This window comes from Cytobacillus sp. FSL K6-0129, assembly GCF_038007625.1.
GTDB classification, from domain to species: domain Bacteria; phylum Bacillota; class Bacilli; order Bacillales; family Cytobacillaceae; genus Cytobacillus; species Cytobacillus kochii.
The window spans coordinates 2,793,572-2,812,400 of record NZ_JBBOXM010000001.1 but is presented as its reverse complement, the minus strand read 5'-3'; the positions used below and the strand labels follow the sequence as shown (position 1 = coordinate 2,812,400).

Below are 18,829 nucleotides of genomic sequence, written 5' to 3'. Positions count from 1 at the left end.
TTATGGATATAACGAAGATGGGTTCATCATCAGCTGAAATAAATTTTCCAAACAGTGAGAAAAGTATTCATGAATTAATTGAAATGCAAGCGATTCAAACACCTAACCTTCCTGCAATTATTTTTGAAAACAAAGCTATGTCATATGCTGATTTAAATCAAAAAGCAAATCAGTTGGCAAATTATCTACTCAGTGAAGGTCTTCAGCCTGAAGAACCTGTGCTTGTATGTTTAGATCGTTCCTTTAATATGGTGATTACGCTTTTAGGTATTTTAAAAGCAGGAGGCGCTTATGTGCCGTTAGATTCAGATTACCCATCAGATAGGCTCTCATATATGGTGGAGGATATTCATTCTCCATTTTTAATTACCTCAAAAGAAAAAGAAAACTTATTTATAGCAATGAATCAATTAATAAATAAAAAAATTCTAGTAGATGAGGAGAAATGGAAAGTTCACTCTGGAGAATCCCCTTTGGTACAAGGAGATAATAATCGTTTAATGTATATTATTTACACTTCGGGCTCAACAGGAGAACCTAAAGGAGTGGCAAATACACATCAAGCATTAAACAACCGCTTACAGTGGATGCAGAATGAACATGTCTTAGGAACTGCCGATAGAGTACTCCAGAAAACCCCGTACAGTTTTGATGTTTCAGTATGGGAAATCTTTTTGCCATTAATGACCGGTGCAGCTATCGTACTGGCTAAGCCAGGAGGACATAAAGATCCCACTTACTTGTTGAATTTAATTAAAGAACAGAACGTAACAACCATACATTTTGTCCCGTCCATGTTATCTGTCTTTCTTGAAGTAATTCCAGCTAAACAGATAACATCATTGAAAAGGGTGATTTGCAGTGGTGAAGCCCTAACAAAGAAAATTGAATTAGATTTTTTTTCTAAATATGAAAATACCAATTTATATAACTACTATGGTCCAACAGAAGCTGCAATAGATGTTTCATTTTGGAAATGTACGGGTGATGAAAGTGAAAGAGTTGTACCTATTGGTTATCCGATAAGTAATACTCAATTATATATTTTAAATGAAAATCTGGCACCAGTTGTTCCTGGTGAGAGTGGCGAATTATATATCGGAGGGATTGGCCTTGCAAGAGGCTATTACAACAGAGAGGAATTAACTAGACATTCCTTTATACATCATCCAAATAAAGAGAGGGGTCGTTTATATAAAACAGGGGACTGGTGTAAGGAAAGGTCAGACGGAGCAATAGAATATATAGGAAGAAAAGATTTTCAAGTAAAGGTTCGTGGTTTTCGAGTTGAACTTGGAGAAATTGAAGCTTCTCTAGAAAAAAGAAAAGAAATAAAAAAGTGCATAGCAACACCGTGGGACCAATCTGGTGAAATGAGTATAGTAGCATATGTGCAATTTAGTAAAGGTTTTGTGCTCGAGGAGTCTGAATTGAGAGATTATCTTAATACTAAGTTGCCTGAACATATGATTCCTTCCGTATTTATAGAAGTGGAATCTATTCCATTATCATTAAATGGAAAAGTCGATAGGAAAAAGCTGCCAACTCCTTATAGAAGCAATATAGAAAGTGTCCCTACCAATGTAACGGAGCAAAAGGTGGCTGGGATTTGGAAACAACTTCTATACTTAGAGGCTGTTGATATGGATACGCCTTTTATCAAATTAGGTGGTAACTCTCTTTTCGTAGCAAGATTAGTAGGAAGAATTAATGGAACATTTAACCTTTTCCTTACTATTAAAGATGTTTTCGAAGCAAAGACTATAAGACAATTATCTATTCTCATAAATGAAAAGTATCAGGATGGTAAAAATGAGGAGTTGGTATGCAAAGAAGTACAGAAAGGCGAAGCATCTTGCCTATCTGATGCACAAAAACGTTTATGGTTTTTAAATAAATTGGATGGTGACAGTCCTCTATATAATTTACCTCATTATATAGAAATCAATGGGTTCTTGGATACTGCTGGTTTAAAGGCGAGTCTCCATCAAACATGTATAGAAAATGATATTTTTTCATACCGGTTTGGTGACAAGGATGGAGAACCTTACCAATATAAAGAAGTCATTGAAGGTATAACTGTATCGGAAGTTGATCTGTCAGACTATCCATTAGAATTGGCAAGAGAACAGGCAGTTAATTTTATGAAAATCGATGCAAAAATTCCTTTCTATATACAAAAAGAAAGGGTTTTTCGATTCAAGCTTTATAAATTAGCAGAAAATACGCATATTTTTTATTTTAATTTCCATCATATCATTTCAGATGGTTGGTCTGATCATGTTTTTATTCAAGCGCTCTTTAGACATTATCAATCATATATTCAAGAAAAAGAATTGAAAGAAAAAACGAAGGTAACATACCAAGATTATATTTCAATGCAATCTGCCCATTGGAATCAGCCATATATGGATGAGCAACTTGCCTTTTGGAAAAAGGAACTAGAAAAAGAGCAACCGATAGTAAACTTATCAGCTGGTAAGCAAAAGCAATCCAATTCAATGCAAGGTGAAGAGATTACCTTTTCATTACCAGAAGGAATAATAAAGGAGCTAAAAAACTATTGCAAGCATAAAGATGTAACGGTGTACACTGTATTTTTGGCTATTTATATTATATTTCTACATAGACTTTCAGGTGAACATGATATTTCTGTAGGGTCCCCTGTGGCCGGAAGAAAGCAAGCAAATTTTGAAGACATTATCGGCTTATTTGTTAATACGGTTGTTATACGAAATGAAATAGATAATGATCACAGCTTTGAACAATTCTTAAAGCAAATAAAAAATAAAGCGATGAATGTGTTTTCAAATGATGATGTTCCTTTTGAAAAGGTTGTTGAAGAGGTTAGGCCTAATAGGAAGTTGTTTGGAAGTCCTTTCTTTCAATATATGTTTGCTTTTGAAGAAATGCCAAATACAGATGTTACAGTTGAAGATTTAAACCTCAGTCCCATTAAATCTGTTTTTAATGGTTTATCGAAATTCGATTTAACATTATTTATTAAAAAAGAAGGGGCAGAATATCTAGGCAAGTGGGAATATAGAAGTGATCTATTTAGTGAAAAGATTATGAAGCAATATAATAATATTTTTCTTCAAATCCTTCAATCGGTGATGGAAAACACGCAGATTAAAATTAAAGATATTTCTATCATTAAGGAAGAGAGTAAAAGGGAGTTAATAGTAGATTTAAATAATACGAAGGTGGATTTTCCTAACTGTTGCCTACATGAGCTTTTTGAAGAACAGGTCAAAAGAACACCTTCTGCTACTGCAGCAATTTTCGAAAATGAGATTTTAACTTATGAAGAACTAGATAAGCGCGCCAATCAATTAGCACATGTTTTGATAGAAAGAGGTGTGCAACCTGATCAACCGGTAGGGTTAAGGATGGATAGGTCGTTGGGGCTTGTGGTTGCTATGCTTGGTATTTTAAAGGCAGGAGGCGCCTATTTGCCAATCGATAAGGAAGCACCTGTACAACGTGTGTATAGTTTATTAAAAAGTGCTAAATCAATTGTTTGTATCACAGATGAAAAGGGATTAGCAACTAAAAATACTACATTTATAGAATATGAATTAATAGATTCTTTCAGTACCTACAAGAGTGAAAAGCCAACGGTGAAAATATCTCCAGATCATTTGGTATCTGTATATTATACTTCGGGATCAACTGGGGCCCCTAAAGGAGTGAGTAGTACACATAGGGGTTGGGTTAATCGTATGTGTTGGATGCAAAATAAACATAAACTACAAGAAAATGAAGTAGCCTTGCAGAAGACAACTTTAACTTTCGATGATTCAGCAGTAGAGTTTTTCTGGCCATTGATGATAGGAGGAGCAGTCGCATTCATTCCTGCAGGTGCACATCGTGAACCGACAAGTATTATCGAATATGCAATACGATACAAGGTGGCTCTGCTACAATTTGTGCCAAGTATGCTCAAGATGGTTATTGAAGAAATCACACCTTTGCAGAAAGAGAAATTATCTAATTTAAGGGTTGTTGTTTCTAGTGGCGAAGCATTAAAGGCTTCATTGGTCAAAAAATTCTACGAAAAAATGCCTGGTAAATTATTTAATACCTGGGGAGCAACAGAGGTATCTATTGATTCAACGTGCTATGATTGCACGCCTGATGACGAATTTGAAACAGATATTGTATCAGTTGGACGCCCTATTGATAATAATCGGGTATACGTGCTTGATCATCAATTAAATCCACTTCCATATGGGGTCCCAGGAGATCTTTATATAGCTGGCATTGGTCTTGCCAGAGACTATTTGTATGACCCTAAAAAAACAAATGAGTCCTTTGTTGCTGATCCTTTTTTTGAAGGGGAGAAGATGTATAGAACAGGGGACAGAGGATATTTAAATGAACATGGCGAGATTATGTTCCTTGGAAGAGATGATAATCAAATTAAAATTCGAGGAATGAGAGTAGAACTTGGAGAGATAGAAAGTAGTATTGCAGCTTTAGATTTTATAAAAGAAGCCATTGTCACTGCAAATGGACAGCAATTAAGTTGTTATTACATTTTAAATGTAGGTGAAGATAAGCAGGCTGTTGATATAAGAGAACATCTAACAGAACACTTACCTTCTTATATGATACCTGCCTATTATATGAAGTTAGAGAGTTTTCCGCTGAATGCAAATGGAAAAGTAGATAGAAAAGTTCTTCCTCAACCCAATGCGGAACATCTTATGATTAATCAGGATTACGCAATCCCTGAAAGTGAGATAGAGAAAAAAGTAGCAGATATTTGGAGTGAAAGATTAGGCATTGATTCTGTTGGACTGAATGATCATTTTTTTGAATTAGGCGGCCATTCCTTATTAGGCGTACAGATTATCTCGCAAATAAACAAAGCCTTTCAAATCTCTTTAACCGTACGATCATTATTTGAAAATCCTACAGTTAAACAATTATCCAATTTGATTCAAGCTTCTACTTCTATTTCAGAATTGTCACCGATTGTTAAGGTAGCAGATAGACAAGATTGGCATCCTTTGACTGATGCACAGCAAAGAATTTGGTTTTTAGAAAAATTAAATACAGATAATACGAGTTATAACCTTCCGCTTATCTTAAAATCAACTGGCAGGTTTGATATAAATCGTTTAAATGATGCAATAAACAAACTTATTATTCGGCATGAATCATTGAGGACTCAATTTTTAGAAATCAATGGTTTTCCTTTTCAGAAGGTCATTCCTGGATATGAACAGTGTGTGAAGGTTATAGAGGCAAGTGAGGATACTTTACAAGAGTGCATTAATCTTGAGATGAAAATGAAATTTAACCTAGAAGACCCTCCGTTAATTAGAGGAAGTGTTTTGCGATGTGAGGAACGAGATATCTTCGTACTAATACTTCACCATATTATTTGTGACGGTTGGTCTATAAATGTACTAAAAAATGAGCTTATTCAAGTTTATATGGGGAATGAGGATTGTTTTGCAGAAGAGCCAATTCAGTATTTAGATTATACTTATTGGTTGTCTAATAAGCAGAGTAAAATCCAACATCAACTAGAATATTGGAAAAAGATATTTAATGAAGATATTCCAATTATTCAGCTTCCAATGGATCATTTAGAAAATAACACAAGATATAATCATACGATTCACAAAAAAATTGATTTGAATAAAGCCAATGAAATTAGGGCTTTTGTTAGAAGCAATAAAGTAACCCCATTTATGTTTTTCTTGAGTGCATTTTATGTTCTTTTATCCCGCTTAAGTGGGCAAAAGGAAATTACTCTAGGTACACCGATTATTAATAGAAGTAATACCGAATTAGAAAAGGCAGTAGGGTTATATTTAAATACGCTACCACTTAAAGCGGATATCAATGAGCATTTGAGTTTTACCGAGTTTTTAATGAAGACAAAAGCAATTGTCTTGGGCGCATTCGAAAATCAAGATATTCCTTTTGAACAAATTGTTGAGGCTGTTCAACCTGAAAGAAATATAGACCGGAATCCGTTATTTGACATATTAATAAATTATCGGAAGTTTGAAGAGCAAAAAACGTTCAGCGTTCATGGTGAGGAAATAGCTGAACTAGAAGTAGCGGATATAACGTCTAAATTCCTGATGACTTTATATATTGAAGAGACAGCAGATCAATTTAAATTCAGTATAGCTTATCAAAATCATTTATTTTCAGTTGAGCGAATGGAAGACTTTTTTGAACAATACTTGAGTCTATTAAATACTTTTATCGCTAACAAAGAACAATCGATCCTACAACCGAGTTTAATGACGGGAAAATCAAAAAAAATATTACCTAACCCAGAGAAACCACTGTACAAAAAAAGCTATCCTTCTGTTACCGAACAGGTTGAATATTGGGCAAAGAACACGCCCGAGAAAATCGCCGTGGAAGAAGGTAATAAATTTTACTCGTATACGCAATTATCTAATTATTCTAATAAAGTGAGCGTTGGTTTACGAAGATGTGGCATTAAACCAGGGGATGTTATTGCTATTCAAGGCAAAAGAAGTTATTCGATGATAGGCACAATCGTAGGTGTATTAAAGGCAGGCGCAACATTTTTAAATATTGATAATGATCTACCTGCACAACGGGTTACTCAAATGATTGAGCAGTCAAAAGCTAAGGCTATTATTCTTACTGACAATTTAGGCATTCATCAGAGCGTTTTTTCAATTAGTACTCTCGCTACATACCATGTAGATGAGTTTGTTAATAGGTTGGAGAATTCAAGAAGTATGAAACCTATCAATCATGACAATGCTTATATATTCTTTACTTCAGGTACTACAGGTCAACCGAAAGGAATATTAGGATCGCATAATAGCCTTTCACATTTTCTCAATTGGCAAAGAAACCATTTTAGTGTCAGTAATGAAGATAGAAGTGCCCAGCTGACTCATACAACGTTTGATGTATACTTACGTGATATATTTTTACCGTTAACAAGTGGATCTACAGTTTGTGTACCTGTAGAGGATGAGGAGGAAGATATTTTTCATTGGCTCAATGAGAAAAAAATCACGCTCCTTCACGCTGTCCCGTCTATTACCATGCACTGGTTTAGAAGCGGTTTGAAGATAAAATTGCCTTCATTAAGGCACATATTTTTTGCTGGTGAACCGTTACCTGATTATTTGGTAGAGAAGTGGAGAGAGGTAACATGTGCCCAGGTCAATAATTTTTACGGTCAAACGGAAACAACTTTAGCCAAGAGCAGTTGTCCCATCGATTCAGCATTACAAAGTAATACAGTAATGCCTATTGGTAGCCCTATTTCTGATGCTCAACTTCTTATTGTGAATAAAAGTGGTGATCAATGTGGAGTTGGTGAAATGGGTGAAATTACAATAAGAACACCTTATATGTCTATGGGCTATATTAATTCCCGAGACAAGATATTTGAACAACATAAATGGTCAGGTTCTTCAGATGATGTGTTATATAGGACAGGTGATTTGGGGAGATATCGTCCAGATGGATTAATTGAGATTTTGGGTAGGAAAGATCATCAAATAAAAATAAGAGGTGTAAGAGTAGATAAGAATGAAGTAGCAGCTGCTATCGTTAATGAAACTCAAATCACTGATTGTGCAGTAATAGATGTAAATACAGATGACGATGTTCACTTAATTGCTTTTGTTGTAGTAAACAAGGAAATGTTTAATCCGAATGAACTACGGATTCGGTTGAGAGAAGTACTGACATTGTCGATGATACCTAATAAATTTATATCCATACCAGAAATTCCTGTTACGAAAAATGGAAAAGTAGATGTATCGAAGTTAATGGCTTGGTCTAGTCAACAGGAACACATCACTGGCTCTTATTCTTTTCAAACAAAAATGGAAAAGGATATGAAAAGAATATGGAATCATCTTCTACCAGGAAAAGTGATACGTCCCGATGACAATTTCTTTGAATTGGGTGGCTATTCTTTGCTAATTGTACGTATGATTGCCGCTGTAAAAGATGAAATTGGCAAGGATTTATCCTTAATTGATATTTTTAAATACCCTACGATACGAAGCTTAACGGCCTATCTTTCTCTAAAATCAGGTCAAAGTGGTAATAAGACCGTAGCTGTGAGAAAAGTTGAGCGAATAAAAAGAACAGTTACTTATAGTGGAAAGGAGTGAAAAAATGGACGAGTCATTAGAAGAAAATGTGTACCTTCTCCCGGCTTCTTTTGGACAAAAGAGAATATGGTATTTTGAAAAGTTATTTCAAAAGAGTCCAACTTATAATATTCCTTTTATCTTTAAGCTTAGTGGTAGATTAAATGAAAAAATACTAGAACATTCAATTATGAAAATGATTGAAAGGCATGAAATATTTCGAACGACATTTCTTGAAGTGGATGGAGAGCCAGTACAAAAAGTTTCTGTCTCTTCTCCAACTTTTAAATTGATAATGAAAAATAAGCAAGAAATTGAAGAGGAAGTAAAGTTAGAAGAGTATATACAGAGCTTTGCCAAAAAAGCATTTGATATCGAAAAGGGTCCTCTCATTAATTTTGAATTAATTAAAATCGATGAGCATTTTCATTACTTTCTTTTTAATGTACACCATATTATTTATGATGCGTGGTCCTTAGATATATTCAAAAAAGAACTTTTAAATATATATACACACTTAGAAAAAGGGGATGAGCTTCAAATTAGCGATCCTGAATATCACTATGCGGATTTTGCTAATTGGGAAAGTGAGTCACTTCTTGATGGGAAACTAGAACAGAGTATTGGCTTCTGGAAGGAATACTTGAAAGATGCTTCTCCCTTTTTACAATTACAAGCTGATTTCCCAAGACCAAGAGAACAGACCTACAGCGGCAACAATATTAGGCTATCTTTTCCTAACGAGTTGGTAGGAAAGGTAAGGGAGTATACTCAAAAGAGTGGATCCACAATGAACGCCTTTTTTATGGCAGCCTATTTTATTTTGCTTTATAGATATACCGGTCAAAAAGATATTGTCATAGGTAGTCCAATATCTAATAGAAAAGCAGCATTTACCGAAGATATGATTGGATTTATTGTTAATACACTTCCTATTCGTATGTCTTTAAAACCCTATAGTAAATTTTCATCCGTATTGAAAAAGACAATCAAATCTTTTCTAAATGTATACGAAAACAGTACGGTTCCATTTGAGAGAATTGTCCAAGAGGTTAATCCCAAAAGGGAAAACTCTTATCATCCTATATTTCAGGTTCTATTTACTTACCATGAGCAAAGAACAGAAGTTGAACAATGTTTAAAAGTCGAGTATGAAAAAATTAATACAGGTACATCAAAGTTTGATAAGGTCCTGTATATAAATGCTGAAGGAAATCAAGCATATGCAGAAATTGAGTACAACCCTGATATTTTAAGCAAGCAATCAATGGAAAGGTTCATTAACCATTATATTCAATTAGTTCAAGATATTATGGCGGATCCTAATAAGCCAATATCTAAATTGAGCTTTATGAGTAAGCATGAAATTGCCGAATTAACAAGCTTTAATATGAAGGGAAGGCCGCCATCTTATATCCATGATAGGATTGCCTATCACTCTCTTCATAAGCCAAATGCCTGCGCTGTCAAAACAGATTCAGGCAGTTATACTTTTGCAGAATTGGAGAGAAAGAGTAATCAAATTGCAGCCATAATAAGAAGAAGCGGTAGTAAACAAGGGAGCATAATAGGTCTTTCCATGAGTCGGACTTTAGAGCAAATAGCGGCAATATTGGGAATTATCAAAAGTGGGTGTGCGTATTTACCAATTGATCCGTCGCTTCCTGTAAACAGGATGAATTTTATGCTTAGTGATGCAAATGCTCCGCTTTTGTTGACTGATAAAGTAGTGAATCAACATGGGGTTCCTTATCAGATTATCAACATAAAAGAGGCAATGCAATCAGAGCTGGATAAACCACTCCTGTGTTTAAAGGAATTGCCTCCAGATGAGATGCTAGCATATGTAATATATACATCGGGTTCATCCGGCAAACCAAAAGGAGTTAAAGTTACACATGCATCATTGCTCAATCATATTGATGATTACTTAGAAGTGTTTCCTTATCAAGAAAGTGAAAGGGTCTTACAAAACATAAATTTTACATTTGATGCGTCAATAACCGAAATATTTGGTTCGCTGATAGGAGGAGGTACACTGGTTCTCACGAAACAAGAGAATCAATTTGATATCGCTTATTTAGCGAATTTAATGTATCAAGAAAGAGTCACGAGAGCACAGCTGTTTCATAGTTTAATAGATAAATTGAATGATCAACCTCTATTTAATAATAATGACTCGCTTCGAATGGTTTTCACAGGAGGTGAAGCACTTAATAGGAAAATAGTGGAAAAATTCTATGAATCGATTAATATCGATGCAACACTAGTCAACTTATATGGACCAACAGAAGCGACTGTTGCGGCAAGTTATCATATATGTAGTAAAACATATCCTAACGTTACGATGCCAATAGGGAAAAACTTTGAAGGTTACCAACTAATAGTATTAGATGAGAATCTTCAACTCGTTCCTAAAGGCGTTGAAGGAGAATTGTTTATTGGTGGTCCAAGTGTATCACAGGGGTATATTAACAATGAAGAGTTAACAAAAAACACATTTATTACTTTAGATGTAATTGGACAAAATCAAATGTTTTACAAAACAGGGGACATTGTGAAGCAACTGGCAAGCAATGAGTTTTTGTTTATATCAAGGAAGGATTCCCAAGTAAAGATTAGAGGTTTTCGAATAGAATTAAACGAGATAAAAAGTACCATTCTAGATTACCCTGAGATAACAGATGCTGCAGTCGTTACACATATAAATAATGGAGAAAATCAAATCTATGCTTTTCTTGTTAAAAATAAAGATAGTCAAATAATAGCTGCAAACATAAAACGGAGACTGCAACAAGTGCTTCCGCATTATATGGTACCAGCATCCTTTGTTTGGGTGGATGAAATTCCCCTCTCCTCAAATGGTAAACTTCTCGTCAACGAATTGCCTTTTGAGCGAAATGACCTTGTGAGCAAAGTGAAGTTAATGCCAAAGAGCAATGTGGAAGTCAAACTTTGTCACATTTGGCAAGAGGTATTAGGTATTAAAGAATTGGGGGTTAAAGAGGATTTCTTTGATCTCGGTGGTTACAGTATTAAAGCCATTGAAGTAGTTGCCGCCGTTCGAAAAGAGTTTAATGTCAGTATGACGATTTCTGACTTATTTAAGTATAGAACGATTGAGCAATTGAGTGAATTTATTGAAGATGGGAACAAAGTGAAAGTTGATAATAATGTAGTTGTTTTAAAGCAATCAGATACAACTCACCCTCCATTATTTTTGATTCATCCGGGAGGTGGGGGGGCACTCTGTTATATGCCACTCGTGAAAGATATGTCTATAAATCTTACTATATATGGAATAGAATCCATTGGATATGGAGATAATCAGCAGCCATTAAATACTATACAAGAGATGGCAGTTAAATATGTGGAGGAAGTATTACAAATTCAAACGGAAGGTCCATACAGAATAGCTGGTTGGTCCATGGGTGGGACAATTGCGGTAGAAATGGCAAGAATATTAGAAGAGCGAAACTATCATGTGTCATCAGTTATACTTTTTGATGCTCACCCTTTTCATAACTTGCAGTCAGTAGCTAATAGGGATCCATTAATCGTATGGGCACATAGTTTAGGGATGGACTTAGAGGCATTTAGTCAACTTTCAAATAAGGATAAATATACAGAAGTCTTAGAGAGAGCGATTAGAAAAGGTGTACTACCTAAAGGCTCAGAACAAGAGGATGTAAAAAGAATCATTGAAGTAATGGGGAAGAATAACATTGCATGTGAGTCGTATAAGTTTGTTCAAGAAATTACTTCAGATTTAGTTCTTTTTAAATGTAAAAAAATTGATGAGACTCAGCCTCATGCACTTGTTGATGAAAATATTTGGCGGAATAGGACGTTAGGCAAGGTAACGGTCATACCAGTTGATGGTAATCATAATAATTTACTGGAATCTCCACATTCTGTAGTAATAGGAACAATGATGGATCAATTATTATCGTTAAAGGAGATGAAGCAAATTGAGAATGACAGGAAGAGTCAAGAGTCCCCCGCATGAAATCATGAATAAGCTTATATTATATCCGCAGCTATTGTTTGAGTCAGATAACTATCTAGAACATTATCTATCTATTGAAAAAGTGCTCATAAAATCTTATGAGGAAATGAATTTAATTAATACAACAGATGCTGTAAAACTCTTAGAAAGTGTAAAATCTGTACAAAAAGAAAATATTATTAAAAGCGCCTATTCTAATATGAATGATATTGCCTTTTCTATTGAAAAGGCAATTGATGAGAACTTGGGTAAGCCAGTATTAAATTGGCATTTAGACAGAAGCAGAAATGATTTACAGGCATGCGGACAGTTAATGTATGCAAGGGATTCATGGATCAGTCTAATTCAAAAATTTCAAAAGCTCTTGATAGAGTTATGGGCACTGGCTTCTAAGTATAAAAGGACGATTATGCCAGGCTATACACACTTTCAAACGGCGCAGGTGATGAGTGTCGGATTCTATCTGACTGCCATAAGCCGTCATATACAGAAGACATTGGAGAAAATGGTTCTTTGTTTGGAGTCTATAAATGAAAGTTGTCCATTAGGCTCTGGGGCAATGTCAGGTCAGGAGTATCCATGGGATTTGGAAATGATGGCAAATGATCTAGGTTTCGATTCATTTGGTGGACATGCTTTAGTATGTGTGGCATCACGGGATTGGATTTTAGAAATAGGAGAGAGTCTGGCATTCTTTGGTGTTAATATGAGCCGTTTCATGACAGATATGATGAACTGGGGGAGTAGTGAATATCAATTCCTTCATTTTCCTGATGAACTAGTAGGTATCTCTTCCTCCATGCCACAAAAAAGAAATCTTCCTATACTAGAGAGAATTAGAGGAAAAACAAGTCATCTAATTAGTTATTATCAGGATTTTATGTTGGGTCAACGGAATACACCCTTTAGTAATCTAGTGGAGGTTTCAAAGGAATCATCGAGCAACCTTCCACGGCTTTTCCAAACAGCAAATGACATTGCCGATCTTCTGCTACTTATTTTTGAGAATATTGATTTCAATATAAATAAGATGAAAAAAAGGTGTGAAGAGGATTACCTTGGTGGATTTACGTTAGCCAATTATTTATCAGCTAAAGAAGGCATTCCTTATCGTAAGGCCCAAGTCATTTCAGGTGAATTCATCACCTTAGCAATCAATGAGGGAATTGCGCCAAAAAAACTACCCATTTTATTATTATCACAAGTCTGCGAGCGGTATGGCTATAAACAGCTTCAGATAAATCAAGCTACTTTAGTTGATATATTTGACCCAGAAAAAGCCTTGTTTGTAAAAATTACAGCCGGCTCTGTTCACCCTGAAGAAGTAAATGAAATCATAGAGTGTCAGAAAAGGCAAAACGCAGAGTTTATTCGTCGTTTTAATCGGATAACAGAAAAGGTGACCGAGGCAAAGCAGAGATTGAATAAATGGGTGCCCGGAAAGGAAAATGTAAATGATTAAGGAAGCCAAAATGGTATGTGATAACGAAGTGATTACCGGTGTTGGTAGAGCATGTGGTACCTTTGGAGAATTCCTACAAGGGATCCTACCAGATAATCAGGAATTTTTAGTCACTTTTCCAATTAATCGGTTTTCGACTTGCTATTTTAACTCATCCCCATCTGCTCAAGAGTTAGAAGTTTTTCCTCCCCATAAGAAAAAAACTAGACAATTAGCTATTAATATTTTGTCTTATTTTAACTTACCTACAGGAGGAAGACTGGAAATAGATAGTGAGCTTGTTGAGGGGAAAGGGTTGGCGAGCTCGACTGCTGATATGGTGGCAGCTATAAGGGCAATAGAAGACTGTTACCCAATTAAGATTCCTATTTATCTTTTAGAAGAGATGATGAGAAGAATTGAGCCCTCCGATGGCATTATGTATGAAGGCGTTGTGTCTTATTACCATCGCGAAGTTAAGATTAGAGGCAACTTTGGTAGTTGTCCACCATTAACCGTTCTTGCAATTGATGAAGGTGGGGTAGTAGATACAATTGAGTTCAACCACCAAATTAAACCATTTGATCAAAAAGAAAAGGTAGAATATGAACGTCTTTTACAACAGGCAGAAGGTGCTATTGTAGTAGGCGATGTGAACTTATTGGGGCAGGTAGCGACAAGAAGTACAGAGATGAATCAAAAGGTTAGACCGAAATTGTTAATAGATAAAATGAAAAGAATTAATCAAGAAATAGGAGGGGTTGGTATAGTTACAGCTCATAGTGGTACTTATATTGGAGTTTTACTATCGGATACGGATCCCAATTATATAGATAAATTGAAAAAGGGTATTGAAAAGTTTAAATCCTTTGGACTAAGTGCTGAAGTCTTTCACTCCCTACCCTCTACAAGAGAAGGCGGGGGGTGGCTTTGGTGAATGATAGTATGATCAATCTGATAGGTAGGACACCAGCAGTCAGGCTACGGCTGGAAGCAAATAGTGTCGCACCGGTTTATGCAAAGTTAGAGATGAATAATCCTTTCGGTATGAAGGATCGCGTAGCAAAAAAGGCAATTTATGAAGCAATCAATGCGGGAATTTTAAAACCTGGAGGCGTCATTGTAGAAAGTTCTTCAGGTACATTGGCTATGGGAGTCACATTAGTAGGAACGTATCTTGGCTATGATGTGCATATTATTACGGATCCACGTATTGATCAGTTAACGTTGGCGAAAATGAAGGCTTTGGGAGCCAATGTTCATATTGTAAAAGAAATGGAAGAGGAGGGAGGGTGGCAAAGGGCGAGACTTAATTACCTTCATCGTTTTATGGAAAGCCACCCCAATGCCTTTTGGCCAAGACAATATGAAAATCCTAATAACCCCCTTGCTTATGAGGATTTGGCCAATGACTTAATCATTGATATCGGTAGAGTTGATTATTTGGTAGCGGCAGTGGGAAGTGGAGGGTCCTTATGTGGAACGGCTAAAGCTTTAAAAAAGGAGAATCCCTCATTAAAGGTAATTGCAGTAGATGCAGTAGGAAGTGCGATTTTCCAACAAAAAGATCAGCCTCACAGACTCCAAGGAGGATTGGGGAATAGCTTGAAGCCGCAAAATGTTGATTACTCCATAATAGATAGTGTGCATTGGCTGAATGATCAGGAAGCTTTTTCATGGACTTTAGAACTTGCTAGACATGAGAAGATATTTGCTGGAAACAGTTCGGGGAGTGTTTATGCTGTAAGCAGATGGCTAAGTACACAAGTCAACAAAGACAATGTGATTGTTGGCATTTTTCCAGACAGAGGAGATCGATATTTTCATTCAATATATGATGAGAAGTATTTAAGGAAACACGGTATCATAAGCAATTGTTTAAACATGAATCCTGTCGAGGAAAAGGATATTAAGGATGTGTGTAATTGGTCATATACCCATATCAATCGAGGGGAGAAAGTGAATGAAAAAGTTGCTGTTTATTGAATCTAATACGACTGGTACAGGAATGCTGGCACTGGAAAAAACGGTGGAACTAGGGTTAAGGCCAGTGTTCATAACAAATAATTCTAGCCGTTATGAGCAATTGACATTAATTGATTGTGAGGTTGTTATAGCAGAAACGAATGATTTAGAAGGCTTGAAAAATACAATTTTGAATCACTTTACATTAGAAGAGATTGCAGGTATTACAACAACAAGTGAATTTTATATTTATACTGTCGCATGTTTGAATCGCCTTTTTCATTTTTCTGGTAATTCGCCAGATACAATCAAAATTGTAAGAAATAAGTCTGCTGTTAGACAGGTATTAAGAGAATGCTCAGAACTCTATCAGCCATATTTTAGATTAGTAGAATCAGAGCAAGACTTAGAATTATTAAAAGGTGAACTTAATTATCCAGTCATTGTAAAGCCAATTGATGATAGTGGGTCCAATTTCGTACGTAAATGTATGGACTATCCATCATTATCTGCATATGCAAAAGAGATAATGAGAATTACTCATAATGTCAGAGGTCAAACGAAAAAACAAGGAGCTTTGATCGAAGAGTATATAGAAGGGCAAGAATACAGCGTAGAAGTTTTTTCCGTTAAAGGTAAACATCATCTGATAGGAGTGACCGAAAAACAATTAAATAAGGGAGATTTTTTTATAGAAAGTGGTCATGTATTTCCAGCTAGGATAGATGAAAATCTTAAAGGAATAATTGAAAAAGGGGTTTTACTTATTCTTGAAAGTTTACTTTGGAAATCAGGACCTGCTCATTTAGAGATAAAGATAAAAGATAATAAAGTATTTTTAGTGGAGTTTAATGGGAGACTTGCAGGAGGTATGATACCTGAACTTATAAAATATGCAACTGGAGTGGATCTGCTTAAAGAACAATTAAAGAATGCATCAGGAATTGAACCGTTAATTGAGGAAAAAAAGTCATTAACTGCAGGTATCAAATTTTTAGTGCCTAGTGTGTCAGGGGAAATAAAAGAATTGCATAATGTTAAATCTCATAGTGATATAAAAGAGGTTCGTTATTCTAAAGTACCTGGTGACTATGTAAAGAAAGCGGAAAATGCGTATGGCCGAATAGGTTATATGGTGGTAGCCTCACGAACTTATAGTGAAATGAAATGTTTATTGGATGGTTTTGAACAATCAATGCTAATTGAGGAGTGTGTACATGATCAATTATTTAAGTGATACAATTACGTTGCCAACAGATGCCATGATGCAATCAATACAAGAAGCAAAGCTAGGTGATGATGTTTATGGGCAGGATGAAACAGTAAATCATCTTGAAGAATTTGCTGCAAAGTTAACAGGGAAAGAAGCGGCCTGCTTTATGCCGAGTGGTACAATGGCGAATTTAGCTTCTATCATGGCTTACTGTCCAAGAGGAACAAAAGCACTCGTTGGTGATGAATCTGATATCTATATTTTTGAAGCTGGAGGAGCTTCAGTTTGCGGGGGGATTATGTACGAACCTATTCGTACACAGTCTGATGGAAGTCTCTCTATAGAAGATTTAACCAACGCTATTCCAATCGATAAGAACGATCCACAATTTGCTCTGCCGGCGTTAATCTGTCTTGAGAATACACATAACAGGTGTGGAGGGAAAGCGTTAAGCTTAGATTACTTAAGTGAGATAAAGCGTTTTGGGGATGAAAATCATATCCCTATCTATATGGACGGGGCCCGTGTCTTTAATGCAGCTCTCTCATTAGGTGTCGATATAAAAGAGATTACACAGCATGTGGACTCTTTACAATTTTGTTTATCAAAAGGGTTATCGGCACCTGTAGGCTCGATTGTATCAGGTACAAAACAACACATTAACGAAGTACGAAGAATTAGAAAAATGTTGGGTGGAGGAATGCGCCAGACGGGAATTTTAGCAGCTCCCGCCTTGGTGGCCCTTCAAACCATGATAGATAGACTGACAGAAGATCATCAGAAAGCGAAAAGACTTGCGAAAGAATTAGAAGCGATTGATGGGATTGAGGTTGAAACAAAGGATGTACATTCAAATATAATCATGTTCAAAATCATTAATGAAAATTTCACTTGGAAGTCATTTCTTGAGGCTGCAGAAAAAAATAATGTAATATTTTCTGAGATGGGATATGGTAGAATACGAGCGGTTATTCATAGACATATTACAGATGACGATATCACTTCAACAATTAAGATCATAAAAGAGATACTACATTCTAATATTATTAAAGCCTACTAGCATACTGTTTTATAGTATGCTTTATTTCTTCTTTGATGGCGTTAGATATTTCTTGATCATTAATTGAATCTGCTATGCTTAATGCTTTGTTAACATGTAACTCACCATTTCTGGAATCCCCTTTTAAATAGTGAATTTCAGCAAGGGAGTGTAGTGATTGGCTACAGAAAGCATATTTCCTTTCAAAAGAAAATATATTTACTGCTTCATCGAAGTATTGTTGGGCGATATCTAAATCGTTTTTTCGCTTATGTAGAATGCCCAATAGATATCTTACTTCTCCTGCACAATAAAATAAGTGATTAGATTGTAAGTAGTACTCTAGGCGATAACAAATATCAAAGCATTCACTATCTCTATGATTTTCATAGTAAAGACAGGCCAGATTATAGGCTACTCTAGGGAAGAGGGACTTATCCTCAATATAGGGACTATTTTCTAAAGCTTTGTATGATGAAATAAAAAGACGAAGAGCCTCTTTTAGTTTATTTTGTTCTAAGAGTAATAATCCAAGAGAATTCGTAATATTAATATCTATTTCGTTAATTATTTTTCCGTTTTGGATGAGTTTCCGCAGCAGTATTTCAGCTTTTTCAGGGTTTTGGTCTCGTTTATGATAAAGAACTGCCTCAATCCAACTTAGAAATCTGAGGAATTGTCGGTTGTTTAATAAAGGGTTGTTATTAGAGAAATTTTTTGCCTCTTCATAGTGGTATTGTAAAGTGATAAAATCTAATTGATAGAGACTCTCTCGGCAAAGCCTCTTAAATTTTTGTACGTAGGATATAAGTTCTGCTTCATCATTATCTGATAAAATGTATTCAATAGGGATATTAAGTTTCATGCAGATCTCTTTCAGTATATCCAATCTAGGCAGTTGCTGTCCTTTTTCGATACGATATAAAGTGGATTCATCACATATATTATCAGCTAAATATTGCCTAGAAAACCCGTTTTTCTTTCGATAATAGGCAATTTTTTCACCTGTTTTCTCCAAAAGACCAATCCTCCTAAT

At 35.5% G+C, this 18,829-nt stretch carries 8 protein-coding genes; 7 read left to right on the top strand and 1 reads right to left on the bottom strand.

Going from position 1 to position 18,829, the window contains the following annotated elements; translation table 11 throughout:
- The first annotated feature begins 2 nt into the window (after nt 1–2).
- Genes MHI57_RS13985 through MHI57_RS13955 form a run of 7 tightly spaced genes read left to right on the top strand, consistent with a single transcriptional unit; the run spans nt 3 to nt 17,814 of the window.
- The gene (locus tag MHI57_RS13985) at nt 3–8,147 is read left to right on the top strand and encodes a non-ribosomal peptide synthetase (RefSeq protein ID WP_340976908.1); all 8,145 of its coding nucleotides are present in this window, start codon (nt 3–5) and stop codon (nt 8,145–8,147) included.
- Between the two features lie 4 nt (nt 8,148–8,151).
- Complete coding sequence (locus MHI57_RS13980) at nt 8,152–12,135, top strand: non-ribosomal peptide synthetase (protein WP_095371509.1); 3,984 nt, start codon at nt 8,152–8,154, stop codon at nt 12,133–12,135.
- Complete coding sequence (locus MHI57_RS13975) at nt 12,104–13,597, top strand: argininosuccinate lyase (protein WP_307316603.1); 1,494 nt, start codon at nt 12,104–12,106, stop codon at nt 13,595–13,597. The genes MHI57_RS13980 and MHI57_RS13975 overlap by 32 nt, the downstream gene beginning before the upstream one ends.
- The gene (locus tag MHI57_RS13970) at nt 13,590–14,513 is read left to right on the top strand and encodes a GHMP family kinase ATP-binding protein (protein ID WP_095371510.1); all 924 of its coding nucleotides are present in this window, start codon (nt 13,590–13,592) and stop codon (nt 14,511–14,513) included. The genes MHI57_RS13975 and MHI57_RS13970 overlap by 8 nt, the downstream gene beginning before the upstream one ends.
- Nucleotides 14,507–15,562, top strand: a complete 1,056-nt coding sequence (locus MHI57_RS13965) for a PLP-dependent cysteine synthase family protein (RefSeq protein ID WP_340976903.1) — start codon at nt 14,507–14,509, stop codon at nt 15,560–15,562. The genes MHI57_RS13970 and MHI57_RS13965 overlap by 7 nt, the downstream gene beginning before the upstream one ends.
- Complete coding sequence (locus tag MHI57_RS13960) at nt 15,540–16,778, top strand: ATP-grasp domain-containing protein (protein WP_095371512.1); 1,239 nt, start codon at nt 15,540–15,542, stop codon at nt 16,776–16,778. The genes MHI57_RS13965 and MHI57_RS13960 overlap by 23 nt, the downstream gene beginning before the upstream one ends.
- Nucleotides 16,759–17,814: a GntG family PLP-dependent aldolase gene (locus MHI57_RS13955; RefSeq protein ID WP_322909858.1), complete on the top strand. Its 1,056-nt coding sequence runs from the start codon at nt 16,759–16,761 to the stop codon at nt 17,812–17,814. Before MHI57_RS13960 ends, MHI57_RS13955 begins: the two co-directional genes overlap by 20 nt.
- Here the strand turns inward: MHI57_RS13955 and MHI57_RS13950 are convergent.
- Nucleotides 17,801–18,811, bottom strand: coding sequence for a helix-turn-helix domain-containing protein (locus MHI57_RS13950; protein ID WP_157733856.1), 1,011 nt, complete (start codon nt 18,809–18,811; stop codon nt 17,801–17,803). The genes MHI57_RS13955 and MHI57_RS13950 overlap by 14 nt on opposite strands.
- Nucleotides 18,812–18,829 lie beyond the last annotated feature (18 nt).

Excerpts from the sequence above, each read along its gene's own strand:
- MHI57_RS13985 (WP_340976908.1), top strand. The coding sequence starts at position 3 with ATGGATATAACGAAGATGGGTTCATCATCAGCTGAAATAAATTTTCCA.
- MHI57_RS13980 (WP_095371509.1), top strand. The coding sequence starts at position 8,152 with ATGGACGAGTCATTAGAAGAAAATGTGTACCTTCTCCCGGCTTCTTTT.
- MHI57_RS13975 (WP_307316603.1), top strand. The coding sequence starts at position 12,104 with ATGACAGGAAGAGTCAAGAGTCCCCCGCATGAAATCATGAATAAGCTT.
- MHI57_RS13970 (WP_095371510.1), top strand. The coding sequence starts at position 13,590 with ATGATTAAGGAAGCCAAAATGGTATGTGATAACGAAGTGATTACCGGT.
- MHI57_RS13960 (WP_095371512.1), top strand. The coding sequence starts at position 15,540 with ATGAAAAAGTTGCTGTTTATTGAATCTAATACGACTGGTACAGGAATG.
- MHI57_RS13955 (WP_322909858.1), top strand. The coding sequence starts at position 16,759 with ATGATCAATTATTTAAGTGATACAATTACGTTGCCAACAGATGCCATG.